27 protein-coding genes and 3 tRNA genes are annotated in these 26,143 nt (G+C 53.8%); 10 read left to right on the top strand and 20 right to left on the bottom strand.

What is annotated here, in order from left to right:
- Positions 1-9 precede the first annotated feature (9 nt).
- The 13 genes from cls to tilS form a co-directional block, all read right to left on the bottom strand.
- A complete protein-coding gene (gene cls, locus RR877_RS02970; protein WP_332550787.1) occupies positions 10-1,473 on the bottom strand; it encodes a cardiolipin synthase in 1,464 nt (487 codons plus the stop codon).
- The gene (locus tag RR877_RS02965) at positions 1,470-1,649 is read right to left on the bottom strand and encodes a hypothetical protein (protein WP_110232677.1); all 180 of its coding nucleotides are present in this window, start codon (positions 1,647-1,649) and stop codon (positions 1,470-1,472) included. Before RR877_RS02965 ends, cls begins: the two co-directional genes overlap by 4 nt.
- A gap of 27 nt (positions 1,650-1,676) precedes the next feature.
- Positions 1,677-3,179 carry a lysine--tRNA ligase gene (gene lysS / locus RR877_RS02960; RefSeq protein WP_332618741.1) on the bottom strand — a complete coding sequence of 501 codons (1,503 nt, stop codon included), beginning with the start codon at positions 3,177-3,179 and terminating at the stop codon, positions 1,677-1,679.
- Entirely contained in the window at positions 3,176-4,045 is an 870-nt protein-coding gene (panC, locus tag RR877_RS02955; RefSeq protein ID WP_332550785.1) for a pantoate--beta-alanine ligase, read from the bottom strand. The genes lysS and panC overlap by 4 nt, the downstream gene beginning before the upstream one ends.
- 2 nt (positions 4,046-4,047) lie before the next feature.
- Positions 4,048-4,770 (bottom strand): DUF2520 domain-containing protein, encoded by a 723-nt coding sequence (locus tag RR877_RS02950; protein WP_239406843.1) that lies wholly within the window; start codon positions 4,768-4,770, stop codon positions 4,048-4,050.
- Complete coding sequence (locus RR877_RS02945; RefSeq protein ID WP_332618740.1) at positions 4,754-5,236, bottom strand: DUF3180 domain-containing protein; 483 nt, start codon at positions 5,234-5,236, stop codon at positions 4,754-4,756. The genes RR877_RS02950 and RR877_RS02945 overlap by 17 nt, the downstream gene beginning before the upstream one ends.
- On the bottom strand, positions 5,233-5,742 hold the full coding sequence (gene folK / locus RR877_RS02940) for a 2-amino-4-hydroxy-6-hydroxymethyldihydropteridine diphosphokinase (RefSeq protein ID WP_332550784.1): 510 nt from the start codon (positions 5,740-5,742) through the stop codon (positions 5,233-5,235). Before folK ends, RR877_RS02945 begins: the two co-directional genes overlap by 4 nt.
- Entirely contained in the window at positions 5,742-6,110 is a 369-nt protein-coding gene (folB, locus tag RR877_RS02935; RefSeq protein WP_332550783.1) for a dihydroneopterin aldolase, read from the bottom strand. The genes folK and folB overlap by 1 nt, the downstream gene beginning before the upstream one ends.
- Entirely contained in the window at positions 6,097-6,912 is an 816-nt protein-coding gene (folP, locus tag RR877_RS02930; RefSeq protein ID WP_332550782.1) for a dihydropteroate synthase, read from the bottom strand. Before folP ends, folB begins: the two co-directional genes overlap by 14 nt.
- On the bottom strand, positions 6,905-7,486 hold the full coding sequence (gene folE / locus RR877_RS02925) for a GTP cyclohydrolase I FolE (protein WP_277494881.1): 582 nt from the start codon (positions 7,484-7,486) through the stop codon (positions 6,905-6,907). The genes folP and folE overlap by 8 nt, the downstream gene beginning before the upstream one ends.
- A 2-nt stretch (positions 7,487-7,488) precedes the next feature.
- A complete protein-coding gene (ftsH, locus tag RR877_RS02920) occupies positions 7,489-9,492 on the bottom strand; it encodes an ATP-dependent zinc metalloprotease FtsH (protein ID WP_332550781.1) in 2,004 nt (667 codons plus the stop codon).
- Positions 9,493-9,570: 78 nt separating this feature from the next.
- Complete coding sequence (gene hpt / locus RR877_RS02915; RefSeq protein ID WP_332550780.1) at positions 9,571-10,140, bottom strand: hypoxanthine phosphoribosyltransferase; 570 nt, start codon at positions 10,138-10,140, stop codon at positions 9,571-9,573.
- A 27-nt stretch (positions 10,141-10,167) separates the two neighbouring features.
- Entirely contained in the window at positions 10,168-11,193 is a 1,026-nt protein-coding gene (gene tilS, locus RR877_RS02910) for a tRNA lysidine(34) synthetase TilS (protein WP_332550779.1), read from the bottom strand.
- A gap of 46 nt (positions 11,194-11,239) precedes the next feature.
- Here tilS and RR877_RS02905 point away from each other — a divergent pair, with 46 nt between their 5' ends.
- Positions 11,240-11,731 (top strand): inorganic diphosphatase, encoded by a 492-nt coding sequence (locus RR877_RS02905; RefSeq protein ID WP_110232666.1) that lies wholly within the window; start codon positions 11,240-11,242, stop codon positions 11,729-11,731.
- A gap of 64 nt (positions 11,732-11,795) precedes the next feature.
- On the opposite strand, the gene RR877_RS02900 is transcribed toward RR877_RS02905, so the two are convergent.
- The gene (locus tag RR877_RS02900) at positions 11,796-13,079 is read right to left on the bottom strand and encodes a M23 family metallopeptidase (RefSeq protein ID WP_332550778.1); all 1,284 of its coding nucleotides are present in this window, start codon (positions 13,077-13,079) and stop codon (positions 11,796-11,798) included.
- A 159-nt stretch (positions 13,080-13,238) separates the two neighbouring features.
- Here RR877_RS02900 and RR877_RS02895 point away from each other — a divergent pair.
- The 3 genes from RR877_RS02895 (at position 13,239) to RR877_RS02885 (ending at position 13,544) form a co-directional block, all read left to right on the top strand.
- Positions 13,239-13,314 (top strand) — tRNA-Glu (locus RR877_RS02895).
- A 29-nt stretch (positions 13,315-13,343) separates the two neighbouring features.
- Positions 13,344-13,417: transfer RNA gene (locus RR877_RS02890), tRNA-Asp, on the top strand.
- Positions 13,418-13,468: 51 nt separating this feature from the next.
- Positions 13,469-13,544: transfer RNA gene (locus RR877_RS02885), tRNA-Phe, on the top strand.
- Positions 13,545-14,171: 627 nt separating this feature from the next.
- On the opposite strand, the gene RR877_RS02880 is transcribed toward RR877_RS02885, so the two are convergent.
- Genes RR877_RS02880 through RR877_RS02865 form a run of 4 tightly spaced genes read right to left on the bottom strand, consistent with a single transcriptional unit; the run spans position 14,172 to position 18,646 of the window.
- Positions 14,172-14,609: a DUF2871 domain-containing protein gene (locus tag RR877_RS02880; RefSeq protein WP_332550777.1), complete on the bottom strand. Its 438-nt coding sequence runs from the start codon at positions 14,607-14,609 to the stop codon at positions 14,172-14,174.
- A gap of 49 nt (positions 14,610-14,658) precedes the next feature.
- On the bottom strand, positions 14,659-15,276 hold the full coding sequence (locus RR877_RS02875; protein WP_332550776.1) for a response regulator transcription factor: 618 nt from the start codon (positions 15,274-15,276) through the stop codon (positions 14,659-14,661).
- Positions 15,273-16,529, bottom strand: a complete 1,257-nt coding sequence (locus RR877_RS02870) for a sensor histidine kinase (RefSeq protein ID WP_332550775.1) — start codon at positions 16,527-16,529, stop codon at positions 15,273-15,275. The genes RR877_RS02875 and RR877_RS02870 overlap by 4 nt, the downstream gene beginning before the upstream one ends.
- Positions 16,530-16,540: 11 nt before the next feature.
- Positions 16,541-18,646, bottom strand: a complete 2,106-nt coding sequence (locus tag RR877_RS02865) for an MMPL family transporter (protein ID WP_332627686.1) — start codon at positions 18,644-18,646, stop codon at positions 16,541-16,543.
- A 134-nt stretch (positions 18,647-18,780) separates the two neighbouring features.
- On the opposite strand from RR877_RS02865, the gene RR877_RS02860 reads away from it, so the two are divergent.
- Positions 18,781-20,766 (top strand): AarF/UbiB family protein, encoded by a 1,986-nt coding sequence (locus RR877_RS02860; RefSeq protein WP_332618738.1) that lies wholly within the window; start codon positions 18,781-18,783, stop codon positions 20,764-20,766.
- A gap of 89 nt (positions 20,767-20,855) precedes the next feature.
- Complete coding sequence (locus tag RR877_RS02855) at positions 20,856-21,014, top strand: NADP-dependent isocitrate dehydrogenase (RefSeq protein ID WP_332550772.1); 159 nt, start codon at positions 20,856-20,858, stop codon at positions 21,012-21,014.
- A gap of 155 nt (positions 21,015-21,169) precedes the next feature.
- Here the strand turns inward: RR877_RS02855 and RR877_RS02850 are convergent, their stop codons facing one another.
- A complete protein-coding gene (locus tag RR877_RS02850) occupies positions 21,170-21,325 on the bottom strand; it encodes a hypothetical protein (RefSeq protein ID WP_332550771.1) in 156 nt (51 codons plus the stop codon).
- Between the two features lie 87 nt (positions 21,326-21,412).
- Between RR877_RS02850 and RR877_RS02845 the strand changes: the two genes are divergently transcribed.
- The 4 genes from RR877_RS02845 to RR877_RS02830 all read left to right on the top strand — a co-directional run bounded on the left by RR877_RS02845 (position 21,413) and on the right by RR877_RS02830 (position 25,686).
- On the top strand, positions 21,413-22,066 hold the full coding sequence (locus RR877_RS02845; RefSeq protein WP_332550796.1) for a response regulator transcription factor: 654 nt from the start codon (positions 21,413-21,415) through the stop codon (positions 22,064-22,066).
- A 49-nt stretch (positions 22,067-22,115) separates the two neighbouring features.
- Positions 22,116-23,828: a hypothetical protein gene (locus RR877_RS02840; protein ID WP_332627684.1), complete on the top strand. Its 1,713-nt coding sequence runs from the start codon at positions 22,116-22,118 to the stop codon at positions 23,826-23,828.
- A 118-nt stretch (positions 23,829-23,946) separates the two neighbouring features.
- Positions 23,947-25,023 carry a hypothetical protein gene (locus tag RR877_RS02835; protein ID WP_332550769.1) on the top strand — a complete coding sequence of 359 codons (1,077 nt, stop codon included), beginning with the start codon at positions 23,947-23,949 and terminating at the stop codon, positions 25,021-25,023.
- A 51-nt stretch (positions 25,024-25,074) separates the two neighbouring features.
- Positions 25,075-25,686 (top strand): hypothetical protein, encoded by a 612-nt coding sequence (locus tag RR877_RS02830; protein WP_332627682.1) that lies wholly within the window; start codon positions 25,075-25,077, stop codon positions 25,684-25,686.
- Here RR877_RS02830 and RR877_RS02825 read toward each other — a convergent pair.
- Positions 25,683-26,057, bottom strand: coding sequence for a hypothetical protein (locus RR877_RS02825; RefSeq protein ID WP_332551452.1), 375 nt, complete (start codon positions 26,055-26,057; stop codon positions 25,683-25,685). The genes RR877_RS02830 and RR877_RS02825 overlap by 4 nt on opposite strands.
- Between the last annotated feature and the right edge of the window lie 86 nt (positions 26,058-26,143).

The raw sequence follows: 26,143 nt of genomic DNA, 5'->3' as shown, positions 1-26,143 counted from the left end.
CGAGCCTAACTACTGGAGTGAGGAAGTGAGACGGGCAAGGCCATCAAGAACGGTTGAGCGCAGGGGCTGCTTCTTCCACTCTTCCAGAGTGAGTGCACGAGACATCTCGCGATAGGCGTCCTCGACGTCACGCATCTGCTTGACGAAGCTGGCGCCTCGAACCATGAGGGAAACCTCCAGGTTCAGCGAGAAGGAACGCATGTCCATGTTGGACGAACCAATGACCGCAACTTCGTCATCGATCGACATGTGCTTGGAGTGCAAGATAGTGGGTGCTTTGTAGAGCCAGATGACCACACCGGCACGCAGCAGTGCTTCATAGTAGGAACGCTGTGCGTGATAAACAAGTGCTTGGTCCCCGATTTCTGAGACGAAGAGTTCGACTCGAACACCGCGCTGGCAGGCCGAGGTGATGGCATACATCAACGACTCGTCGGGCACGAAGTAGGGGGAGGTGATGATGATCTTCTCTTGCGCTGAATACATCAACGTGAGGAATAAACGTAGGTTGTTCTCCGAGGCAAAACCAGGACCAGACGGAACAATCTGGCAGTCCAGAGTTTGATCTTCGTGGAAGGCAACAATGGGTTCTGCTTCACGAGTGAGCAGAACATCTGTTTCGGAATACCAGTCGGTAATGAAGATTGCGTTCAGACCAGCAACGATAGGTCCGCGCAGGCGAACCATTGCGTCTTTCCAGTGCAGTCCACGCTTGAGGTTGGACTTCTTGAGATAGCTGGAATCAATAAGGTTCTGTGAACCCATCCAGCCGATGTTGCCGTCAATGATGACGAGCTTGCGGTGATTGCGCAGGTCAGGGCGCTCATACTTGCCCTGGAAAGGCAGGAAAGGAAGCATGAGGTGCCAGTCGACACCGATTTTGGTCAGGCGCTTTTTGGTCTTGCGATAACCGACGGTGCGCATAGCTGCCACGTGGTCAAAGAGCACGCGCACTTCAACACCTCGCTGCACAGCGCGTTCCATGGCTTGGAAGACAGGCTCAGTGACGGGGTCAGAAGAGAGAATGTAAAACTCAACGTGAACAAAGTTCTGTGCCTTATCGATATCCGCTGCGATATCGATGATGTTCTTCTCGTAGTCGATCTGCATCTGGGCAGAGTTGCCACCAACTAAGGGGATGGCCCCCAAGTTGCGGTTGAGCTCAACCACGCGGTCCAGCCACACGGGCCACGACTTGTCATGAGCAACCTTGTCGAATCCTTCAGTGGAATCCAAGATGAACTGGTTGATTTCACGCTGGCGGCGGCGACGCTTACGGCCCAGCCGTGGACTACCGATGAGCAAGAACAAAATCACACCGATATAGGGAATGAAGAAAATGGCGAGCAGCCAGCCCAGGGCAGAGGATGGTCGACGGTTGCGAGGAACAATGATGATGGCGACGACACGAATAACAAAGTCAACCGCTAATGCAACAACAGTGAGCCAGAAGGAGAATTCTGCTTGATTCATTTCTTTTCTGCCTCAGGAAGTCCGCGCTTTGCTCGTTCTTCGGCTTCAATCTGGGCATAGGTCTCGCGCTCGGTGCGGTCAGAGCGCAGAATCGAACGAATAATGAGCCAAAACAGCAGGCCGAGGAGCACGGTCGGTGTGACCGACCAGAGTGCGTTGAGCCAGAAGTTGTCCATAAGGGTCAGACTACCGAAGGAAGCTGATTACTTAACCAGCGGGAACAGGATGGTCTCGCGGATGCCCAGACCAGTGATGGCCATGAGCAAGCGGTCCATACCCATACCCATGCCGCCCGCAGGAGGCATGGCGTGCTCGAGGGCCTTGAGGAAGTCTTCGTCCAAACGCATTGCTTCGACGTCACCCTTAGCGCTGAGGGCAGCCTGCTGCACAAAGCGTTCGCGCTGAATGACGGGGTCGTTGAGTTCGGAGTAGCCAGTGGCAAGTTCGAAGCCGCGGACGTAGAGGTCCCACTTCTCCACCACACCAGGAATGGAACGGTGTTCCTTCACGAGTGGGCTGGTCTCAACCGGGAAGTCCATCACGAAGGTGGGGCGGGTGAGCCCGTCCTTGACGAAGTGCTCCCACAGTTCTTCCACGAGCTTGCCGTGGTTGGCGAGGTGAACTTCCACGCCTTCCTTGTTGGCCAGAGCCTGCAGGTCTGCAACGGAAGTTGCAGGAGTGATCTCCACACCAGCTGCTTCACTCAGCGAGTGATACATACTGATGCGATCCCATTCGCCACCGAGGTCAAACTCGGTGCCATCGGCCCAGGTCACGACGTGACTGCCGGCAACGGCTAAAGCGGCGTCCTGAATGAGTTTCTGAGTGAGGTCAGCAATGGAGTTGTAGTCACCATATGCTTCATAGGCTTCGAGCATGGCGAACTCGGGAGAGTGCGTGCTGTCAGCACCCTCATTACGGAAGTTGCGGTTGATCTCGAACACACGCTCGATGCCACCGACCAGTGCGCGCTTCAAGTAAAGCTCAGGAGCAATACGGAGGAAGAGCTCCATGTCGAAGGCGTTGGAGTGCGTCACGAAGGGACGTGCAGAAGCACCCCCGTGCATGACCTGCAGCATAGGGGTCTCTACTTCAATGAAGTCGAGCTGAGTGAAGGTGTTGCGCAGGGATGCCATGGTCTTGGCACGGGCGAAGACGTTCTTGCGGGCTTGCTCGCGAACAATGAGGTCGAGGTAACGCGAGCGCACACGGGTTTCTTCGTTGAGCTCGTTGTGCATGTTGGGAAGAGGGAGCACAGCCTTAGCCGCCATCTTCCATTCCTTGACCATGACGGAGAGCTCACCGCGACGGCTAGAAATTACTTCACCGGAAACAAAGACGTGGTCACCCAGGTCAACGAGGTCTTTCCAGAGTTCGAGGTTCTCCTCACCCACCTCGGCGAGAGAAACCATGGCCTGAATTCTGGAACCATCACCTGACTGCAAACTGGCAAAGCACAGCTTGCCAGTGTTGCGCAGGTGAACAATACGACCAGCAAGTCCCACGATTACACCGGTGGTGGCATCTGCTTCCAAGTCGCCAAAGCGTGCACGAACAGCAGGAATGGTGTCGGTGATGGGAAGGGCAACGGGGTATGCCTCAAGACCAAGTTCGTTGAGTCGATCACGCTTAGCCAGGCGAACGGCCTTCTGCTCACTGACTTCAGCTTCGGTTAGTTCGGGCTCTGGTGCGGTGTTCTCACTCATGCGTGGAGTCTCTCAAGGTTTTCGGTATCAATAAGTCGTGTGGTTCCCACTACCGCGGCCACCACAACAGTGGCGGGTCCCTGGTAGTCGTCACTCACGCGCTGAAAGTTTGTGGGATCGACGAGGTCGAGATAATCAAGTCTAACCAGCGGATACTTCTCAAAAACGCTCCTGCCCACCTCACGGACCGACGCAGCATTTCCGTGCTGTGCTTCTCGTGCCACGGCAAGTAGAGCATGAGGCAATGCCAGTGCAGCAGAGCGCTCTTCTTCACTGAGATAGCGGTTTCGACTCGAGAGGGCCAAGCCATCTGGTTCGCGAACGGTTTCCAGAACATTGAGCTCAATGGGCAGGCCCAACTTCTCAATGAGCTGTCGCACCAAGAACACCTGCTGCGCATCCTTCTGCCCAAAGACAGCAACATCGGGCTTCACAATGTCGAACAGTCGTGCCACGACCGTGAGCACACCGTCAAAGTGGCCAGGCCTACTTGCGCCTTCGAAGGTGTCCCCCACCGAACCGGCTTCCTGAGCGGGAACAGCAGGTCCACCCACGCGTTCGGGATAGACCTCTTCGGCAGCAGGAGCAAAGACGTAGTCGGCATGACCAGCCAATGCAGCAACGTCAGCGTCGAGCGTGCGGGGATAGCGGTCGAAGTCTTCCCCGGCCCCGAACTGCAACGGGTTCACAAAGATCGATACCACGACAACATCTGCCAACTCTCGGGCCCGTGCAACCAGAGCTAAGTGCCCGGCGTGCAGCGCACCCATAGTGGGGACGAGTGCCAGCGTCTTGCCTTCGGCGCTTAACTGCTCACGAAGGGCCGTCATCTCGGCGACGGTGTGGCAAACCTGCGGTGCACTCATGATTAGTCGTCGAGTCCTGTGAAGCCCAGACGCGACGCGTCACCTGCTTGGCCAAGAGCGTTGTCGACAGCAGAACGAATCAGCGGAGCAACAATGCGGCCCGGGTTCTCAATCCCGATCTCACCGAGCAGGTTGGTTGCCTGGTCCACGATTGCTGCTGAGAATTGCGACGCCGTGGCAATTGCCTCGGCATATTGCGGACGCTGTGCTTCGGAGATGACAACAGGCTCTCCGCCCATTTCCACCGCGAGCGCTTGTCCAATGGGCAGAACCGGTGCAGGTGCGGTGACCGCGATATAGCAATCGGCAAGACGCGCAATGTCCATGCTGGTTCCCGTGAACGCCATGGCGGGGTGAAGAGCCAGAGGAATCACTCCTGCCAATACGGCAGGGTGCAGCACCTCAACGCCATAGGCGGCAGAGGTGTGCAGCACAATCTGTCCTGGTTGCCACACTCCCGCAACAGCGAGTCCGTTGACCAGATCGGGCAATTCCTCATCGGGAACGGCAATGAGAACGAGTTCACTCAGTTCCACAATGCGGGGAACTTCGAGCACAGGGACATCAGGCAGGATGGCCTGGGCTCGTTCTTTGCTTTCTTCCGAGATGGCCGAGATGCCCACCAGCGCATGGCCTGCACCAGCAAGTGCGGCACCCAAGATGGGGCCCACCTTGCCTGCGCCAATAATGCCGATGCCGAGGCGACCGTCACGCTGCTGGTTCACCGGCCACTTCCTTGTCGTTCTTCTCCAGATCATCTGGAGGAAGAACACACAACCATTCGGCAATCAGTCCGCCAACAATGAGCAGTGCTGCAGCACCGAGCTGTGCAATGACAGTGGTCAAGATTGCTCCACTCGGAGCAATAGGGCGACCGAAAAGATAAACAATCACACCAGCACCCAGACCCAACAAGAGAGACCCTGAGTAACTACTGGCCTTGGCCAATGCCACAACCCTCGAGGCATACAACCCATCAATGGGTTCTTTGCGCTTGCCGGTAACCCAGCGACGAATGGGAATTGCCATGAGAACGACGGCAATGGCCACGACGAACAAGGTGAATGCCAAAGACAGCGGCGGAACATAAATAAATCCGCCGCGTGACTGAACAATGAGTTCCAGCAAATAGGCAGCAACGCCACCAATAAGAAAGAGGCCAATCAGCGGTGCGGGGGTAGTGCGCTTCATGTGCTCACCTCGAAGCGGTGCAGTTCATTGCTGAACTTCTCTGCAAGCGCAGCAATCTCCCCGTGGGGTAGGACAACCGCATTCGGTTGAACATCGTTCCAGGGAACCACCACAAAGGATCGCTCGAACGCGCGGGGGTGGGGAATGGTGAGATGTTCGGTTTCCATCTCAACACCATCCATCCAGATGATGTCGAGGTCAAGGGTGCGATCGCCCCAGCGTTCGTGGCGTTCACGGCCGTGGTCTTGTTCGATGCCGTTGAGCTCAGTAAGCAAAGCCTCTGGGGGAAGGTCTGTACTAATCAGTGCCACCGCATTGAGATATTCGGGAGCATCCAGATCCACACCCTCTGGCTTCACGGCAGCTGATTCATAAAGTGGGGACAGTTTGAGCAGAACAGTGCCACCAAGATCTGCCACTTCGTTGGCAGCCTGCTTGATGGTTGCAGCACGGTCACCCAGGTTTGAACCGAACGCGATGATGGCGTTTCTGCGTGGAGCATCCATTAGCGGCTGCGCTCAATCGTGACAGCAACATCAGCGAACTCCACGCTGATGGGAGCCTGGGGTTTGTGAACGGTTACTTCAACGCGTTCAACAGGTGCGTGTGCCAGGACAACCTGTGCCACACGCTCAGCAACAGTCTCGATGAGATCCACAGGATCATTCGCCACCGCGGCAACGACTTCTTCAGCCAGTTCACCGTAGTGAACGGTGTTGGCCAGGTCATCACTGAGAGCTGCAGGTGAAAGATCCAGCCACGCTGTGACATCAATGACAAAGAGCTGGCCGTTTGCTCGCTCAAAATCAAACACACCGTGGTTGGCCTGCACGCGCAGACCCGTCAGAGTGATGCGGTCGTTACTCACGGGCACCCTTATTCCACGATTCGAGCACACGAAGTGCACCTGCAGTGCGGGGAACGTCGTGCACACGCACAGCCCAGACACCAGCCTGTGCTGCGAGCACACTCACTGCCACGCTGGCAGAGTCACGGTCTTCGATCGTGGCGTCTTCTGGCAGTAAAGAGGCGAGGAATCGTTTACGCGATGCGCCAATAAGCAGTGGGAAACCGAGTGCTTTGAGCTCATCGAGACGGCCCAGCATCTGCCAGTTGTGCTCAGAATTTTTTGCGAAACCCAGCCCTGGATCAAGGATGAGCTTCTCTGGCTTCATTCCTTCAGCGAGCAGAGCATCGACGCGTTCACTGAGTTCACGGGTGATATCTGTGGGTGCGTCTTTATAGAGCGCACGGTTGTCCATGTCGACAGAGTGTCCACGCCAATGGCTGGCAATGAAGGTCGCATCAGACTGAGCCACAACCTTCGGCATGAAGAAATCTGCGAGACCACCAGAAACGTCGTTGACGTAGTGCGCTCCGCGCTCGATGGCGAGGATGGCAGTAGCCGCATTCATAGTGTCGATACTCACGACAGCACCAGCACGAACGAGGGAACCAATCACGGGAAGAACACGAAGTTGTTCCTCTTCAACCGAGACACGTTGTGCACCGGGACGGGTGGATTCACCACCAATGTCGATAATGTCGGCACCCTGCTCCATCATGGCGATGCCGTGCTTCACAGCGGAGTCAGTGTCGAGGTATTTGCCACCATCACTGAACGAGTCAACCGTGACGTTGAGAATGCCCATGATCTTGGTGCGGTGCTCAGTCATCACTGTCTCCACCAGTGAGACCAATCAAAGTCATGATCTCTGAGCGGGCAGCAGGCTCAGTGAGTTCACCGCGTGAGGCGATGGTGATGGTGCGACTGTTTGTCTGCTCCACACCACGAGCGGCCACGCACTGGTGACGAGCTTCGACAACCACCAGGACACCGCGGGGGTCGAGACCCTCCACGAGCGCGTCAGCGATTTGCTCGGTCAAGCTTTCTTGCATCTGGGGGCGAGCAGCCAGGGTGTTAACCACGCGAGGCAACTTACCTAGACCCACCACCCGATCACCGGGGAGGTAGGCAACATGGGCAACACCCAAGAAGGGAAGCAGGTGGTGTTCACACATCGACCGAACGGTGATGTCGGTCACCACAACCGCATCCGAGAGTTGGTCGATGGGAACACTCTCACGCAAATGCTCGAGTGGGTCCTGACCAACACCGGCAAAGAACTCGGCATAGGCTTCAGCAACACGTTCCGGGGTCGAGGAGAAGTTGGCCTTCGTCGGATCTTCACCAATAGCGTGAAGGAGTTCGACGACGGCCGCCTCAATTCGAGCCCGGTCGATAGCCATTGTTATGCCTTAGATGCTGGCTTCTTGGCAGCAGGCTTTGCCGCTGCCTTAGCTGGAGCCTTCATTACGACGGGCTTCTTCACCTCTGCCTTGGCAGCTGCCTTCTTGGCAGGAACCTTGACGGGTGGAAGCTTCGAAACAGGACGCTCGTTACTGGAGAGCCACTGCTTACGCAGAGGAAGCTTCTTCACATCCTTGAAGATTTCAGCAAGCTGGTTGTGGTCGAGAGTTTCCTTCTCGAGCAGTTCCGTGGCCAGGCGGTCGAGCACCTTGCGGTTGGAGTTGAGAACCTTCCACGCTTCGGTGTGAGCATTGTCGATGAGGGCGCGGATTTCCTTATCTACGTGCTCAGCCATCTGCTCGGAGTAGTCACGCTGGTGACCCATGTCGCGACCCAGGAACATTTCTCCAGATGCAGCGCCAAGCTTGACCGAACCCACAGTGGAGCTCATGCCGTATTCGGTGACCATCTTGCGGGCAATGCTGGTTGCCTTCTCGATGTCGTTGGATGCACCGGTGGTGGGGTCGTGGAACACGATCTCTTCAGCAACGCGGCCACCCATTGCATAGGTGAGCTGGTCGAGGAGTTCATTACGTGTGACCGAGTACTTATCTTCCAGTGGAAGCACCATGGTGTATCCGAGAGCACGGCCACGAGGAAGAATGGTGACCTTGGTCACGGGGTCAGAGAAGTTCATTGCCGCTGCAGCGAGTGCGTGACCACCTTCGTGATACGCGGTGATGAGCTTTTCCTGATCCTTCATCACGCGGCTGCGACGCTGAGGTCCCGCGATAACGCGGTCAATGGACTCATCCAGCGCACGGTTGTCGATGAGCTGAGCGTTCGAGCGAGCAGTCAGCAGGGCTGCCTCGTTCAAAACGTTAGCTAGATCAGCACCGGTGAAACCGGGAGTCTTGCGAGCCACAACTTCAAGGTCCACGTTCTTTGCCATGGGCTTGCCCTTGGCGTGAACTTCAAGAATCTTCTTGCGGCCTTCCATGTCTGGAGCGTCCACACCAATCTGGCGGTCGAAACGACCAGGGCGCAGAAGGGCAGGGTCCAGAATGTCGGGACGGTTGGTTGCAGCGATAAGAATCACGTTGGTCTTGACGTCGAAGCCGTCCATCTCCACCAGCATTTGGTTGAGGGTCTGCTCGCGCTCGTCGTGGCCACCACCCATACCGGCTCCACGGTGACGACCAACAGCATCGATTTCATCGATGAAGATGATCGCAGGAGCGTTCTGCTTTGCCTGTTCGAACAGGTCACGAACACGGCTTGCACCGACACCGACAAACATCTCGACGAAGTCAGAACCAGAAATCGAGTAGAAGGGAACGCCTGCTTCACCGGCAACAGCACGGGCGAGCAGAGTCTTACCTGTTCCAGGAGGACCATAGAGCAGCACACCGCGAGGAATACGTGCGCCGACCGCGAGGAAGCGAGCAGGCTCCTTAAGGAAGTCCACGATTTCTGAAAGTTCTTCCACGGCTTCGTTGGCACCAGCAACGTCAGCAAAGGTGACGGTGGGAGTTTCCTTGGTGACGAGCTTGGCCTTGGACTTACCAAACTGCATCACACCACGGCCACCTCCCTGCATGGAGGAAAGCATGAACCAGAAGAATGCACCGATCAGAAGCACGGGCAAGAAGATTCCCAGCATGCTGAGGAACCAGTTCTCCTTGGGCACCTCATCGTTGAAGCCATCGGTCAGCGATGAGGCGTTGACTGCATCCACAACCTGAACACCACGAGGGGCGACATAGAAGAACTGCACGTCCGTGCCGTACTTGTCGTCCGCCTTCTTGAGCTTGAGGTCAACGCGCTGCTCAATGTCCACAATGGTTGCGCTGGCAACCTTGTTCTCTTTGAGGAAGGTCAGACCATCGTCAGTGCTGACGGCTTGGTAGCCGGTCATGGAGATGAGGGATGAGCCCACCCAGACAGCAATCACCGCAACGATGATGTAGAGCAGGGGACCGCGCAGAAGGTTCTTGAATTTCATGGTCTTCTCAGGGTATCGGTCTGGGCGCTATGCCCGCTTGGTGTTTGCCGAGGGCGGAATGGGAGTTAACCCGGAACTTTAGGCGTGTGGGTCTTCTCCGCCATACACATGTGGGGCGAGAACAGCCAGTCCCCGGACGTTGCGGTAGTCCTCGTTGTAGTCAAGGCCATATCCAATAACGAACGCAGGCGGAATGTCATAGCCGACGTATTTCACGTCCACTGGCTCTTTGATTGCCTCGGGCTTGCGGAACATGGCCACCACCTCGATCGATGCGGGGCCGCGCGATTCCAGGTTTCCGATCAGCCAGTTCAGGGTCAAACCAGAGTCAATGATGTCTTCCACAATGAGCACGTGACGGCCTGCAATTTCTGTATCCAGGTCCTTCACGATGCGCACAACACCGGAGGACTTGGTGCTGGAACCGTAAGAAGACACAGCCATGAAGTCGATGTGAGCGTGGAACTTCAGTTCACGCACGAGGTCACTGAGGACCATGACAGCGCCCTTGAGCACGGCAATGATGAGAACGTCTTTGCCCTCGTAGTCACGTTCAATCTCACGAGCGAGCTCAGCCAGGCGACCCTGGATCTGCTCTTCCGAGAAGAGAACTTCAGTGATGTCTGATTCGACGTCGCGCAACTCCATGCGTGCGATCCTTTTGTGCTGGTGAGACTAGGCCTCGGTGGGTGTGGACGATGATGCAGTCAGAACAAGCTGAGCACCTTGTCGCTCAACTCTAATACCGGGAACGTGAACTTCTCCCTGTCCGTGCCATTCGGTAATCAGACGGGCAACAGCATTGGTGTGAACCGAGCTCAAACTCGACCCAAAGACGTCCAAAGCAGCCCGGCGAATAACGCGATTGAGAATGGCTAGAGGCAGGCCCGTCAACGCAGTGACATCCAGAGTTGCCTGCACCGACTGGGCCGTTTCACCCAGCAAGGGCGTGAACACGGTGGGCATAATCTCGGAGGTCAGCGCGTCCAGCACGGCGGAGTCTTGCTTGAACTGCTCTGCGGTTCGAGCCAAGGCTTCAACAACTCCAGGACCGAGCTGGTTTTCCAATACAGGCATGACCTCATGACGAATCCGTACACGGGTGTAGCTGGAATCCTGGTTGTGAGGGTCATTCCAGGGCGTGAGCCCCTGGTCTTCACATGCCGCCACTGTCTGTGCTCGGCGAATGCCCAGCAGAGGCCTGCGATAGATGCCGTTGATGTCACTCATTCCTGCCAGGCTTGTTGCCCCGGATCCTCGGGTGAGACCCAACAGCACAGTCTCAGCCTGATCATCCAGGGTGTGACCCAACAGGATGGCAACAGCACCGAGTTCCTTGGCCACAGAATCCAGTGCGTCATAACGTGCTGTGCGGGCATCTGCCTCGGGCCCCGAAGCTGGGACCACTTTCACTCTGCGGATAATCACGGGGTCTAGTCCTAGCTCGCGAGCCTGGGCTGCGGCGGTCTCAGCGACAACCTCCGAGCCTTCTTGCAGTCCGTGATCGACAATCACGGCCCCGGCAAGAAGCCCCGCACGAGGCGCCTCAAAGGCTAAACCGGCGGCCAGTGCAAGAGAGTCAGGTCCGCCACTGAGTGCCACCAGTACGACAGCATCGGGAGTGAGGTCCGAGAGGTTCTCGCGAATGGCACGACGAACGTCAGCCATAGCTGGCGTGAGTCGGGGACGTTCGGTCATCATCAAGTAACCTTATGAGGTATTCATCTCAACCGTGAAGGAGCCCCTCGTGGCCGCTTACGACGTCGTCGTTGAAATTCCCAAGGGAAGCCGTAACAAGTATGAAGTTGACCACGAAACTGGTCGCGTCTACTTGGACCGCGTGCTGTTCACCACTTTCGTTTACCCCACCGACTATGGCTACTTCGAGAACACTCTCGGCCTCGACGGTGACCCCGTTGACGCTCTCGTTCTTCTTGAGTACCCCGTGTTCCCCGGAGTGGGCGTCAAGGTTCGCCCCGTCGGCGTTCTCAACATGAGCGATGAAGCTGGATCAGATGCCAAGGTCATCTGCGTTCCAGCTAAGGACCCTCGTTGGGCTCACATCCAGGACATCGACGATGTTCCTGAGCAGACCAAGAACGAGATCGACCACTTCTTCAAGCGTTACAAGGACCTCGAGCCTGGCAAGTTTGTCAACGTTGAGGGCTGGGGCAACGCAGCTGAAGCAGAGCAGATCGTCGTTGACGGTTTCGCTCGCCTCAAGGCTGAAGGCCACTAGGCACACAGACCACGAAAGAACCCCCGCTCTGGTGAGCGGGGGTTCTTTGTGTTACGACGAATCTTTAGAGCGGAGCGCCTCTGTCTGCCATGAAGGGCTCGGGGTCAATACCGTTGAAGGCGGGGCTGTCGTGAACCTCAAAGTGAACGTGGCAACCGGTTGCAAGACCCGTTGCACCCACACGAGCAATAAGTGTTCCTGGGCCGACGGTGTCGCCATAGCCAACTTCAATGCCACCCGAGGTGACGTGGCCGTAGCGAGTACGAATACCGCCACCGTGGTCAATCTCCACCATGTAGCCATAGCCACCACCGATTGCGCCGGCATAGGTCACGCGACCACCAGAAGCAGCATAGATCGGCGAACCACAGCCCGCAGCAAGGTCAGTTGCGTTGTGGAAGGAACCAGTCCAACCCACACCGGGGATGTAGAAGTTATCGCGAGGACCCCACGAGCTTGAGATGTATCCGTTGGGAACCGGGTGAGTCCACCCTGCACCCGAAACGGAAATGCCTCGTGCCGCTGCTTCAGCAGCTGCGCGCTCAGCAGCGATACGTGCAGCCTCGGCAACACCCGCCTCATAGCCAGCAACCGTTGCCGCGGTGGCGTCTTGCAGCGCAGCAAGCTGAGCTTGCATGATCATCTGCTGGTTTTCGCTCTCGGTTAGTTTTGCCTGAGCAGCTTCCTGTGCAGCAGTTGCAGCGGTGAAAGCTGCCTCAGCTTGTGCACGAAGTTCATCACGTGCCTTGAGAGCAACCTTGGCCTGCTTCGACAGCGAAGCAGCCTCGTTCTGTGCTGTCTGGGCGGTGGCATAAATGGCGTTCGATCGTTCCGCGAGCTTACTCATACTGCCGAGCTTGCTCAGGAGTTTGTCTGCACCGTCTGACGTCTTCTCCATCAGCAGATTCATGCTGAGATCACTACCACCGGAGCGATACAACTGAGCAGCGAGACGACCAGCCTGGGCAGCTGCAGCATCTGCTTCTGCCTGGCTCTTCGTTGCTTGAGCTTCGAGCTGACCTGCGGTCTGTTCGGCTGCGCCGAACTTCTTCATGGCAACGCCGTATTCTTCACCCTTTTTCGTAGCTTCAGCTATGGCAGCTTCCGTCTCCGCTTGGAGCTGGGCGATGAGGCCTTGAATCTGAGCAATCTGTGCCGTCTTCGCAGCCTCATTACCGCGAGCGTTTTCCACGTCAGCCCAGGAGGGGTAATCAGTTGCCGAAGCAGACTGAGATACCACGACGCCAGAAACCAATCCTGCGATCGCGATGACAGCGATGGCCAGATAGGTCCGCGAATTACGCAGCAACAAGACGGACGCCTTGGGCGTTCCTTCGGTGCTTTTCATTCACTTCTCCTGTTGCATATAGGCACGGTCTCTTCGACAGTAACAAGCGAACTTGGAGAAAGCTGGGAAGGCTCTCCGAGCCTGTGGATACCTCGATTGGCGAACCGCACGCATTTTCCCTATGCTTATCTCTCGGTAGTTGCTTTATCTCTACTTCTTGGCCCCATCGTTTAGCGGCCTAGGACTCCGCCCTTTCACGGCGGCAACACGGGTTCGAATCCCGTTGGGGTCACCAAGATGTAGGATGAACTGATTACCAAGTAAGGCCCTGTAGCGCAGTTGGTTAGCGCGCCGCCCTGTCACGGCGGAGGTCGCGGGTTCAAGTCCCGTCAGGGTCGCGGATGCCCTTCTTCGGAAGGGTTTTTCATCTAAGCGGCTAGTTTGCTTAGGGCTCTGTAGCTCAGTTGGTAGAGCGCACGACTGAAAATCGTGAGGTCACGGGATCGACGCCCGTCGGAGCCACCACTAAAACCCTTGTATTTACAAGGGTTTTCTTGCTTAAACCGGGGAACTGACATCCAGTGAATATTGCGTTTGCCCACATGTGCACACAATCATGACTCTATTGATCTGGCATAAAAATTGACTGGCAAATTTCTTACACGAGTTTTGAGAATGCAGATGTGCCTATTCAATGGGTGTCTTTACGTGCCCGCCGAGATGTCTGAAAGCCTTCGTTTGAATACACCCCCACCCTTAAAGCGTTAGCGCTAGCAGCCTCAGAAGGCCACTCTTTCAGGTGAGTTCAGCAATTCTAGGCAGTAGCCACAATGTTCTATCGGTGTCAGCAACTTAACACCCATAACCCATAGGACTACCTGAGGAATTGGCAGGCAATGATGGGAACAGTATTTCTCCGCATCTGTCGGTAACCGGACAGATTTGCTTTGCTAAGGGAATAAAGATGTATAACTGTAAATCAGCCGGCTCAGCCTTCGGGTGTTCGAAATCCTCACTTGCCACGTTTGTTAAATAAGCCTAAAATCCAGTAAATATCTGGGTTTTAGGCTTATTTTTTTCCTTCAGAGTGGGAACCTACGAAAGGTATTCCACGAATTTGCTTTAGTCGTCTGAGGAAGAGACATGAGAGTACTAAGAAGCAACGGATTCTTTGAAGTTGCTCTTCTTGACTGCGCGACCTAATCCGATAAAGAACACAATCAGACCTGCGGTGATGAGCATGTGGCCGGTGCCAGCAATCCCAGCAATCATCTTGGTGGATTCTTTACCTTCAACGGTGAGCATTCCGTTCCACACCATCGTTGCAGCGGCGAGGACCACCCCTGCGTTGTAAAGCCAGAAGAACCAGCCAAAGAGCTTCTTGCTAGCAGAGATAGTGAATAGCTTCTCTAGTGTCAACACGATGAGGAACACCAGGAAGCCGAGAGCAAGGAGGTGTGTGTGGACTAAACCAAGCTGAGTGAATTCCCCTTCGGGAAAATCATTGAGTTTGGTGAACTCTCGGTAGAACAGTCCCGAGAGAACTCCCAAGACCATATACGTGAACGCGGCATAGAACAGTTTCATCATGAGAGTGGAGCCTTTCAGTTTTGTAGCGGTGGGATGTTAAAAGCTTGAGTTAGATCAAACCTGTTGTTTGAGCCAAGTGAATTGCTCGTGAACGACTATCCACATCGAGCTTGGTAAAAATGTGTGCCAGGTGGGTTTTGACGGTCGCTTCGCTGACAAATAACTGGGCGGCAATTTCTTTGTTTGTGCTCCCCGTTGAGAGCATCCGCAGTACTTGAACTTCGCGGTCCGTGAGTTTCGGTAGGGGGCTTCTCATACCTTGCAAAACTCGTGACGCCAATTCTGGAGCCAAAATGAGTTCCCCAACTGCAGCCCGCTGGATGCTGTCAATTATGACCTCGGGAGCAACATCCTTGAGGAGGTAGCCAGCGGCACCTGCCTCGATCGCACTGAGGATTTCAGCATCGCGATCAAAAGTGGTCAGGATGAGAACTGCCGGGGCAGTGTCAAGATTTCTCAGTTTTGCGGTGGTCTGGATGCCATCCATGCCGGTACCAAGTCGCAAATCACACAGCACTACATCGGGATGCAGTAGTTGAGCAAGGGAGACAGCTTCTTCGCCAGTCGCTGCTTCACCGAGCACGGTGAAATCAGAAGCGGTCTCCAGCACGGCGCGAAGGCCACTTCGAACCACTGGGTGGTCATCGACGATGAGCAATGTTGTCATGATTGACCATCTCCTCTGGCTTTTAGAGGCAGGTATGCGCTCACAGTTGTTCCGTTTCCTGAAGTGCTGGTGACCTCGAGATCTCCAGAAAATTCCAGCAGACGCGATTTCATAAACCTCAGACCAAAACTGGACGTCGAGGCATCAGCGGGGAGTTGCAAATTCGAGGCATCGAAGCCTGCGCCGTTGTCGCGGATCTCGATGCGAAGGGTCTCAGCGTCATGACTCAAACTCAGGCTGATGTGGGTGGCGTGAGCGTGGAGACGAACATTCGCGATAGCCGATTGAGCCACGCGCAGCAACGCCACCTCACTTTCAGTACTGAGAACGGGCAAGCCGTCACTGAAACTGAATTCGGTGAGCAGGCCTGTCTCATCTTCTGTGCGCTTGAGCATCCGTTGTAATGCCGCAGGCAGTGCTGCGTCTTCAAGCTCAGCGGGTATGAGCGAGGCAACAATTCTGCGCACATCACCGATGCTGTCAACGGCGAGTGCTTCTATTTGGGACAAAGTTCGCACTGAATCTGAAAGCGGCGCTGCTGATATTTGTGCATGGGAAATAAGACGGATTGAAGAAAGCGACTGCGCCACGGTGTCGTGTAAGTCTCGAGAAATTCGGGTTCGTTCAGCGATTGCACCCGAGTGACGCTGAGCTAGGGCAAGTTCGTCTTGGAGTTGGGACATTTCTTCTTGAGCTCGGGTGAGCGTGATAACGAGACGTTCACGCTCGGCGGCATCTTTGAGGAGCTGGAGGTAACCCCGAGAAATGCCAAAAGCGAAGATGCCACCGATGAGAGGTCCAAAAACATTCGCATAAGTCGTTGCTCCGTAGTGAAGAATCGGTGCAGCGACGACAACGACAAAGACGAGTGCGGCATAGACCAAACCCCAGCCCAGGGGAAGCAAGTGACCGGCAAGCAGCCAGAGCAAGAAGGCAAGCCAAATAAATTCTGCAGAAACGGCAACAGCTGCAATCCATACCAGGGCAAAACCTACTAACCACCACACCGCCAGTAACCGCGAGGACATCCGGCTGGGAAGGATGGTGCCGGCGACGTGCCAGGCAAGGATGGCGACTCCAGCGATAATAGCTGCCGGAATTGCCGTTCCCTCACTGATTGCGCGGGGGACCGAGATGGCAGTCAACGCGACTGCAATGATGTGTTGGCCAATTTCCATGGCCCGCACAGTCATCCCTGCACCAGGGGCGACGTCTTCGCCGCCACTGGTCATGGGTGAATGTATGAGACGCATGTTTTTATTCTCTACCGTGTGGCCAGTTCTGGGCGTTCTTCAGCGGCTGGTGAAGATGAGGAAGCTGGAATCTGGGAACCACGACCGGGCCACCACATCTTGTCACCGAGTACGCTAAAGAGTGCGGGCACAATCACGGTGCGAACCACAAGAGTGTCCACGATGACGCCCACGCCCACAATCAAACCGAGCTGACCTAAGGTCACAAGTGGTAGGACACCCAACGCGGCAAACACGGCCGCAAGCACAATACCTGCACTCGTGATGACGCTACCAGTGTGGGCAACAGCCTCCACCATGCCTTGGCGGGTGCCGACGTAGACGGCTTCTGCTTTGGCTCGGTGTACCAAGAAGATGGTGTAATCAATGCCCAAGGCAACCAAGAACAGAAACGCGAGGATGGGCACCTGTGAATCAAGAGCTGGTTGACCAAACAGGACGCGGCTGAGCCAAACGCCGGCACCAATAGCGGCAACAGCGCTGGCAAGATTAACTGCCAGTAACACCACTGGGGCAACTAGGGAGCGCAACAACAGTAGGAGCACAATGAAGCTCACAGCTAAGACCATGGGGGCGATGACCAGCAGGTCACGCAGGTTGCCGGCATTAGCGTCCATATCGGTGGCTACAGCGCCTCCGACGAGGGCGTCTGCGCCGTCAATGGCGTGTACGGCGTCGCGCAACTGAACGATCTGTTCTTCACTCCGATCTGACCCTGGCTCGTACTCGCTGATAACTGAGATTTTGGTGAGCTCGTTATCGGGAGTAGTTGCCACGGGGGATATTCGCACGAACCCTGTGACGTCTTCCGCAGCAGCAATCACATCAGCTTGCTGGTCGGTGTTGGTCACAACATAGATAGGTTGCGCGTCACCGGGGGCAAAGTGTGCTGAGACAGTGGTGAGCCCATCGGCAGATTCAGAGGCTACGCGGAACTTCTCGAGTTGAGTTAAGCCCACTGAAGTGCCCAACAAACCGGCAGTCATCACGGTGAGCAATGCGAGGCCTGCGAGCAAGTTCACTACTGGACGGCGTGAAACTCGAGTAGCAATTGCACGCCAGAAACGACCCTGAGCCTGGCTTTGTTCGGGGCGGGGAACAAAGGGCCAGAAGATGCCTCGACCGCATACTGCCAGTAGTGGCGGGAGGGCAAAGAGGACAAATGCCAGTGCGATGAGTAGTCCAATTGCGGCGGGGATTCCTAAGCCGCGAGTCAACGGGATGATTGCGAACAACAGGGTTAGTAGGGAAAGAACCACCGTGAAGTTTGAGGCCAAAATAGCTGGAAGTGATTTACGCCAAGCGATACTTAAAGCGGCTCGGTGGTCTTCGTGTGTGAGGAGCTCTTCCCGGTAGCGAGAGATCAAGAGCAGCGCATAGTTGGTGCCCGCACCAAAGACGAGCACGCTAATAATGCCAGCATCGAATTGCAAGTTCCAGGCTTGCCCGGCAGCGGCCGTAATTCGTCCGGCTAGACCATCAGCTAAAGCCACTACTACGAGTGGAACCAGCCACAAGACCGGCGAGCGGTAGGTAGCAATGAGCAAGATGGCGACGATCAAGATAGTGACCATCAAAAGCGTCATGTTTGCGCCCTTAAAAGCTGAGGCAATGTCTGCGCCAAAGGCGGGGCCACCGGTAACCTCCAGTACTACACCGGTAGGCGTCACTGCGACCAAGTCGGTGCGCAGGTTTTCTACGGTGACGGCTGTTTCTGAAGCGGTTTCTCCCACTGTAATCGGGACTGAAATAATGGCAGCTTGACCATCTTCACTGACCATAGGGCCCATGGGTTTGCCGGTGGCGGTCTCGGTCACAACGGGTATGAGATTAGTTACTGCGGCAATGTCCGCCTCAGTGAGTTTCCCAGCATCCTCACGAGATGCCACCACTAACAACGACTGCACATCAGAGTTGGGGAATTCTTTCAACAGCACATCTACCTGGTGTGATTCCGAGGTGATAGGCGCTGTGCCCGTTCGGGCTGGAGCAGTTGCCTTACCAAAAAGACCAAAGAGTGCAGTCATGGCAACCAGGACAACGGCAATGGAAACCCAGGCGCCGGCGCGTGAGGTCAACCTGTTGGAGAAATATTTGCGCTTGGCAGAATTCGTCATGCTCCCACTCAACCCAAAAATAACTCAGGCAACATCGCTCTAGTGTGTGAGTTTTCTCTCAGCCAAAAGGATGAGGCGCGGAATGCATAAAGAGGTCACACTGGAAAGGGTGGTGAGGAATAGTCTCGGCATCAGTGAAGGAGAGGCAGGCCGTGCTGGATATCGTCTGGAACGTCATCTTGATGTTTGTACTCACTGGAGTATTTGTATTTCTTCTGTCGGTATTCGCCGATCGAGTATTACGAGTACACATCAGTACCTTCCGATTGATTCTGGGTGGAATTGTTGGCCTCGGGGCGCAATTTGGATTTGAGTCACAGTTTGTGTGGGGCAAACAAGAGTATTCTTTTGCGCTCCTCCCGCTCCAAGTTGGAATTATTTTCTTTGTTGGTATTAGTTTTCTTGTTTTAGCCGAACTGTTAGTGCCCGCTGGGTCTGTTACCCGAATTGACCAGTGGATACCTGCTCTAGGTCGCCGTTTTGAGCGCAGCAGACGCTATAGCCAGATCATGCGTATTGCTCTTACGAGTAAGCTACTTCCGTTCAAACCCAATAATGGTTCCACCCCGGCTGACCGTGCTGAGCGCGTCAAGCAAGCACAGTCATTGCGTTTGGCTCTTGAGCAAGCAGGCGGCGCCTTCGTCAAAGTGGGTCAGTTGTTGTCAACCCGAAGTGATCTTTTGCCCACGGAATTCCTTTTGGAACTTTCACGGTTGCAACAGCGTGTTCCATCTGCCCCCTGGCCCGAGATTCGAGAGCAAATAGAACTGGAGCTATCAGCTCCCTTGGAAAATAACTTTGCCAGTTTTGATGAAGAACCACTTGCGGCAGCCTCGATTGGCCAGGTGCATAAAGCGACACTGCTTGATGGTACTGAGGTTGCCGTTAAGGTGCAGCGACCTGGAATTGTTCCCCTGATCGAGCGTGATATTGACATCATTTTGCGGATTGCCCGCCGCATTGAACGCGATACGGACTGGGGCAAAGATCTAGGTACCGCCGTGCTCGCGGAAGGGTTTTCTGAGAGTTTGTTGTCGGAGTTGGACTTTCGGATAGAAGCTTCCAACATGGCGGCTATGGCAGCAGCACAAACCACCCACCCACTTGATGACAGGTTGAGTATTCCGGCACATACGCCACAGCTGTGCACATCAAAAGTCCTCGTGATGGAAATGGTGCACGGAAGCACACTCAGTGATCCCCGGACCCTCGAAACGTTCTCCGCTACCCAGCGTGAACATCAGGCCAAACGACTTCTGAACTCAATACTTACTCAAATCATTGACGATGGAATATTCCATGCGGATCTGCATCCGGGAAACATTATTCTGCGCCTCGACGGTGAAATTGTACTGCTCGACTTTGGTGCTGTGGGTCGATTGGATTCTCAACTTCGAGCTCAAATCGGGGAGCTTTTGGTCGCCTTCTATCGCTCGGACGTCGCAGCTTTCTCTGATGCCCTGATCGAATTCGTTGAACTTCCTGACGATATCGATGAGAGGGCACTTCGCAGAGAAATTGGAGCTTTTCTTGCCACCAAGCTTGGTCCCGGTGCCGCATTGGATGTGAACGTGTTCACGGATATGGTGCGCTTACTCTCTGTGAACCGAATTAGTGTTCCCACCGAACTAGGTGGGGCGTTTCGTGCAGTGGCAACGGTAGAAGGCACGTTACGTGTGCTCTCCCCGGAATTCGAGCTCCTCAAAGCGGCGACTGAGTTCGCTCAGGTGCGCGTGAAGGAAACGTTCTCACCAAAGGGGATTGCGTCGATGCTTCAGGAGGAAGTTCAATCGTTTCTTCCGCTGTTGCGCAGATTTCCGCAGCGTATTGACAACATCACCTCCTCGCTGAGTGAGGGTCGCCTCAGTGTGAATGTGCGGTTATTTGCTGACCGCAGAGATCGGTCTTTGATCCGCGATTTAGTGAACCTGGTTGTGGTCGCGTTCCTGGGAGGGGCTAACGGAATCATGGCAACCATGCTTCTGATTAGTAATGGTGGTCCACCGATTAATGACACGTTGACACTGTTCCAACTCTTCGGTTATCTCCTCGTCATGGTTACCGGTGTTCTCACGCTGCGCGTGCTTTTTGATGTTTTCAGGCTTCGTCGGAGGCAATAGCCGGCAATCTTCGCGGAGCGGCGTCATCGAAATGGATTGATAAAACTTATTTCCTACTTTTCGCTGAGAAACCATGGTCAGGAGTATTCATGGTTTGCTTCACCATGACGCTGGCAGCCGAGGAATGCGGCAGCTGCGACAAGATCTTCAAGATCGCTTCTGCTGGTCGCGTTGAAGTTGTCAATGCTGCAGGTGAGGTACTCCTTACACACAATGTGGGCAGGGGTGGCATCTGGCGCGCAACGTAGATTAAGGTCGTTGCTGCTCGCGACTGGGTCAAGCATGCTGTGACCCGGGCACTGTTAGCTAAGTCGGTAAGGTTGCTGAACAAATATGATTTGCCCACATTTTGCCCACATTTGTTCAGAAATTGCCGCGTAGCCACCTGATTGAATCTCGCCAACTATCCATATAAATAAAGGGATTGTGATTCACCACTATCGATGAGATTCATACCGAGCACGACTGAAAATCGTGAGGTCACGGGATCGACGCCCGTCGGAGCCACCAGCGAAAGCCCCTGCATTTCAGGGGCTTTTGATTTATCTATCTTCTTCACGGATGAAGCGCTTTGAACTTGTAGGTGGCTCTTGGGCGCTCAATAGAGGCACAGAAGTAGCAATTTGCACAACATAGAATCGTGGACATGGGAGATCTGGGCAAAGACTTCAGAAGACGCCTTCTTTTAGTTGAAGACGAACAGCTCACGAGAAATCTCATAGCAAGTTTCCTTGAGCATTCTGGCTTTCATGTTGCTTCCTGCGGATCTGCATCAGAGGCAGCCACACTTGCCCATAGTTTTGATCCTGACGTTTTGGTAGTTGATATTTCCTTAGGTGCCGGCCCCACGGGGATTGATTTGATTCATGCCTTGAGGAATTCATATCCGCATTTGGCATTTGTAGTTCTCTCTAATTACGTTGCATTGCCTGACTCAATACGCGACTTACAAAAAATCGCGTATTTAGGAAAGAGAGATATTTCTCATCCAGAAATGCTTGTTCAAGCTATCGAAGAAGTTCTCAGGGACGTTGATCCAAGTGAGACATTTCCTATAGCTCAACACAATGAGTTAACGTCACTAACTCGTCAACAACGCGAAGTCTTAGCTCTGATTGCCAGTGGATTGAGTAACCAGGAAATTGCCAAACGCCGCGGCACCTCACTTCAATCAACTGAGCAACTCATCGGAAGAATATACAAATCGCTGAAACTCAAGCGAAATGTAGCTACTAGCCTCAGAGTTCAAGCAACAATGCTGTACACATCCATTACCGGCTTACAGGGTATAGATGAATAGATTGCTTGGGCAGCTAAATTCAGCCCAACCTTTCACGTGGCAGTCCTTTATGTGGATGTCTATTGGCCTTCTTATGTTGAGCCCCGAATTGCTTGTAGAAAGCATCGGATACAGCAGGATTACGTGGCAGATAATCCTCGGAGTCACCCTGGCAATTCAAGGTTTACTCATTCTGGTTGCTAATCGTGTATTCATCAGAGGAAGAACATTTGGCCAAGCGGCCTTCACTTCGTGGTTCTTTGTTCTCCTCGTTTCATCTAGTTTCCCAATTGTTTTTAAAGTCGTTTCGACGGCAATGTTTTCAATTGAAATCTTTCCTTCAATACCCGTTCGATTCCTCACGGCAGCAATTGTGTGGATGTTAATTACTTTGGCTTTCTCTATCGCTATTAGCGAGACGCAAAAATTTCACAAAGAACTCACTGCGCTGCGTTCTCAACTCGAGGACGTAAATGAGCTCGAACTCCAAGAAAAGCGAACGTTTGAAGAGCTCAGAAATACAATTTTGTCTTCTGTTCGAGGCTCACTAAATAAAGCATTTCGACAGATTGAATTGGAGTACTCCAGCTCCCAAGCATCGTTGGAGCTGAAACGACTTGTGGATGAAGTGGTTCGTCCGCTTTCATCCACTGTTATTCAGGCCTCAGCGCACACTGAGGAATATTCAATTTCTAAACCGGTATCGAATATTAGCTTCAAAGATTTGCTTTCTCGGCTCGTGGATTCAAACCCCTTCGAATACAAATTGATGCCGATCATTGTTGGGATGTCTAGTTTTTTCATCAATACGTGGTTGATGGGGATTTCTGAGACCCTGCTGTCGTCAGCGGTTGGGATCTTGGTGCTGAGCGGACTTTTGTTCATATCGAACACCGTATTTAAGTTTTTCAAGCCGCACTTAGGCACATTCGCAGCTGTGTTTGTAGTGGTTTTTCTCATGTTGTCTTCGGCAGTAATTAATACAGTCGTGTCACAATCACTCCTTCAACTTGAAAATATATTTGTCGGAATTCTGATTATGTTTGTCGAATTTGGGGTTCTCCTTCTAGGGGCATCGATGAGAACAGTTACCTTGGAGCGCTCCAAAATTTTGACTCAACTCGAAGATGCCATTCACACAGTGGAATGGATGAATTCTCGTTTAAGTCAACTTATTTGGGTGGAGAAAAGTCGGTTGGCAAGACTAGTACATGGTGATATTCAGGCTCGAATCATCGCCGTGGCACTCGAAATCGACTTAGTAGCACCCAATAAAAACGAACTAGCATCCAAGCTCAAATATTTATCCGAAAGTTGTCAGAGTGCTCTAATGAGCCCCCAAGCTGAAACCTCATTAAATGCATTCGTTGAATCACTTCAACAAATCTGGGCTCACAGTCTCAAGATTGACGTAGATATCCCAAGTGATTTTCTTAGAGCGGCCGAGGAAGACGCAACGGCCAAGACTTCGTGCATCGAAATTATTCGTGAAGCGGTATTGAATTCGGTCAAACATGATCAGGCGATGAATGTAGCCATTAGTGGGGTAATCCCTCCAACTGGAGAAAGGGTTGACCTCGCAACGCTAGAACTCACAATTACTAACGACAGGGCACTAGCGGCAAAGACTTCGCTGGAGAACTTGCGTGCCAATGGGGCTGGTCATGGAACAGAGATTTTCAACCAGTTGTGTACCAAATGGTCACTCACACAAGATGCACACCAAACCACATTGAAAGCATCTCTGCCCTGGTCTACTGCCCTGGTTGCAGAAGCTGGGTAAACCAAGGATTTTTAACAAAGCTCATTTTCTCCATGCTTCCATCATCTGTAGCAGCGTGAGTTTCTCAGTACCAAACTTGCCTGCTGCCCGATATTTGCTTTGAGAATAGGGAACCGACGTGAGTAAAAAGTTTTCCGCAGTAGTTTCAGCATTACTTGCTTTCGTGTGGAGCTTTGGTAGCACACCAGCCTTCGCGGATCCATGGCCCAACCTTGGGGAATTTACTTTCGGTGGAGCACTGTGGCAATTTGACAATTTCGGTATCGCCCAAGGAACCGATACTTCACGGCATTTTGACGGGAACCACTCGATTTATTACCCCTTGGAATTTTTCATCAATAACAACAACGACCTATTCCAAAGTGGTCATGATTTTGTCTATTGCCCTAATGAATCAACGTCACAAGTTTCGACACAATCCGATGGCGACATCGTCATTGAATGCCCCCGTTATGAGCTTGGAACAAACACGAGTGTTTTTGCTCAACTCCGATTCAGAATTTACGGGGTAGAGGACAATGGCTGGTTGCTTCGCGAAGAGCTCATCCTCAGCAATGACTCTGGTTCAGACTTTACTTTCAACGATTTGTATACCTATCAATATGCTGAAAACTACGTCTATGACTCGACGGGGAGCAATACGTTCATCACGTCTTCTGGTGGAAACAGTGCGCTTGCAACAAATGACACCTGGTTCATTTCAGCAATGAACAATGGAGACTCGATTGTTCAAACTATCTCTTGGGCCCGCACCGGAAATGCGGCACAGCACAACATTACTGCCGGGGGTAACGCCAATATAGATGGAGATTTAAGGACCCAATACGGCCAACGTATCGTTCCTGCAGGAGAGAGCTTGCACTTTATTCAATTCGTCAACATGAATATTCCTGCATCACCGTTTACAAGTTCGGCTAACGCTGTTGCCGACGCCCAATCGCAGGTTCAGGAGTTTTCTGTATTCACAGGTCGCCTGACCAGAGGATTAGATCCTCTCATTGACTACATCGGCTGGGGAATACCAGTTGCGACTCCTACACCTACGTCAGCACCTACCCCTGTGGCTACAGTGTCATTGGCCAACACCGGAGGCGGCGTTGAAGTGTCGAATCTTCTTACTGTCGCAGTAGTTATTTCAACGGTTGGGGCACTTATAGTGCTCCGGTCACGTAAGAGAAATCGCGTTAATTACTAAACCTTTAAGAATGCCCAGCTCTCTCACAGTTAATTTTTTTATCCTTATCACATGGGATTTCTGGACAGACTCTTTGGAACCAACTCTGACGAGGAGTACCGCCAGACAACCAATCAGGTCCGTCAGGCTTCAGCTACACGCAACCAAGACGAGATTGCGGTTGAGCGTTACCGCTATCTGCTGCGCACGGCCTCGCCCGAAGCTATCGAGCAGGTGCACGAAGAAGCCTTCGCCAAACTCACCCCAGAGCAGCGCAAGATGTTGTTTACCCAGCTCAGCGCGGACGCCCCTGCGGGCGAGGCACCTCTGAGCGACGAGCCTCGTGCGCTTGCGGTCTCAGCTACTCGTTCCGAGATGCGCCAGCCCGGAACCATGGAACGCACACTCGGCCAGGCAGGACAAAACGGTCCTGGCTTTGGTTCCATGTTTGCCAGCTCTCTTCTGGGAAGCGTCGCTGGCTACGTCATCGCTTCAGCACTGATGAGTGCTTTCATGCCTATGGATAGGGGCGGAGATATGGCCAGTGACAGCGGTGCTGATACCGGCGCAGATACTGGATCAGATTTTGGTGGAGCAGAAACCATCTCCGCCGATGGTGGCGGTTTTGGTGATGCTGGGTTCGGCGATGCCGGATTTGGTGACTTTGGAGACTTCGGCTTCTAGCCCATCATCAAGATTGAGGCCAAGAGCAAGAAAATCAGCGTGAAGATGGCGGGAGTAACAAACCGCACGACGTTGAGCCAGGGCGCAAACTTGACCACCTGACGGCTAGCTGCCGAAGGTGACTTCACGAGTGCCAAATCGGCGGCAACTGCCATGGCCTCTGTCGCACTGGCGTATTGAACGAGAGCGCCCAAGATTCCTGACGCAAGCAGAATGCCAAGGGTGGCCAGGCTCAAAAACAGTGGCCCGCCTGCGAGACCGAGAGTGATCAGACCCACGGTCACAATGAGCAGAAACGTCGGCGCCATTTGGGACACCACAATCTGCTGACGATTCTTGTTCCAGAGTTCGAGAAGTTCACGTTCAGTCATGTGCTCATCTTATGTCTGTCCCTGGGTAGCTCTCGGGATAAACTTGCACTACCGCGCACATCACGGAAGCCTCCAGCTGCGCACAT

Source organism: Aurantimicrobium sp., from assembly GCF_036667855.1.
GTDB lineage: Bacteria > Actinomycetota > Actinomycetes > Actinomycetales > Microbacteriaceae > Aurantimicrobium.
The sequence above is the reverse complement of the archived record's forward strand: the minus strand, read 5'-3'. Positions and strand labels throughout refer to the sequence as shown.

Excerpts from the sequence above, each read along its gene's own strand:
- RR877_RS02840 (WP_332627684.1), top strand. The coding sequence starts at position 22,116 with ATGTGGATGTCTATTGGCCTTCTTATGTTGAGCCCCGAATTGCTTGTA.
- folP (WP_332550782.1), bottom strand. The coding sequence starts at position 6,912 with ATGACTGAGCACCGCACCAAGATCATGGGCATTCTCAACGTCACGGTT.
- RR877_RS02900 (WP_332550778.1), bottom strand. The coding sequence starts at position 13,079 with ATGAAAAGCACCGAAGGAACGCCCAAGGCGTCCGTCTTGTTGCTGCGT.
- hpt (WP_332550780.1), bottom strand. The coding sequence starts at position 10,140 with ATGGAGTTGCGCGACGTCGAATCAGACATCACTGAAGTTCTCTTCTCG.
- RR877_RS02865 (WP_332627686.1), bottom strand. The coding sequence starts at position 18,646 with ATGACGAATTCTGCCAAGCGCAAATATTTCTCCAACAGGTTGACCTCA.
- RR877_RS02870 (WP_332550775.1), bottom strand. The coding sequence starts at position 16,529 with ATGCGTCTCATACATTCACCCATGACCAGTGGCGGCGAAGACGTCGCC.
- RR877_RS02845 (WP_332550796.1), top strand. The coding sequence starts at position 21,413 with ATGGGAGATCTGGGCAAAGACTTCAGAAGACGCCTTCTTTTAGTTGAA.
- RR877_RS02875 (WP_332550776.1), bottom strand. The coding sequence starts at position 15,276 with ATGACAACATTGCTCATCGTCGATGACCACCCAGTGGTTCGAAGTGGC.
- RR877_RS02825 (WP_332551452.1), bottom strand. The coding sequence starts at position 26,057 with ATGACTGAACGTGAACTTCTCGAACTCTGGAACAAGAATCGTCAGCAG.
- tilS (WP_332550779.1), bottom strand. The coding sequence starts at position 11,193 with ATGATGACCGAACGTCCCCGACTCACGCCAGCTATGGCTGACGTTCGT.
- folK (WP_332550784.1), bottom strand. The coding sequence starts at position 5,742 with ATGGATGCTCCACGCAGAAACGCCATCATCGCGTTCGGTTCAAACCTG.
- RR877_RS02965 (WP_110232677.1), bottom strand. The coding sequence starts at position 1,649 with ATGGACAACTTCTGGCTCAACGCACTCTGGTCGGTCACACCGACCGTG.
- cls (WP_332550787.1), bottom strand. The coding sequence starts at position 1,473 with ATGAATCAAGCAGAATTCTCCTTCTGGCTCACTGTTGTTGCATTAGCG.
- ftsH (WP_332550781.1), bottom strand. The coding sequence starts at position 9,492 with ATGAAATTCAAGAACCTTCTGCGCGGTCCCCTGCTCTACATCATCGTT.
- RR877_RS02880 (WP_332550777.1), bottom strand. The coding sequence starts at position 14,609 with ATGATGAAACTGTTCTATGCCGCGTTCACGTATATGGTCTTGGGAGTT.
- RR877_RS02855 (WP_332550772.1), top strand. The coding sequence starts at position 20,856 with ATGGTTTGCTTCACCATGACGCTGGCAGCCGAGGAATGCGGCAGCTGC.
- RR877_RS02830 (WP_332627682.1), top strand. The coding sequence starts at position 25,075 with ATGGGATTTCTGGACAGACTCTTTGGAACCAACTCTGACGAGGAGTAC.
- panC (WP_332550785.1), bottom strand. The coding sequence starts at position 4,045 with ATGAGTGCACCGCAGGTTTGCCACACCGTCGCCGAGATGACGGCCCTT.
- RR877_RS02945 (WP_332618740.1), bottom strand. The coding sequence starts at position 5,236 with ATGAAGCGCACTACCCCCGCACCGCTGATTGGCCTCTTTCTTATTGGT.
- lysS (WP_332618741.1), bottom strand. The coding sequence starts at position 3,179 with ATGAGTGAGAACACCGCACCAGAGCCCGAACTAACCGAAGCTGAAGTC.
- folE (WP_277494881.1), bottom strand. The coding sequence starts at position 7,486 with ATGGCTATCGACCGGGCTCGAATTGAGGCGGCCGTCGTCGAACTCCTT.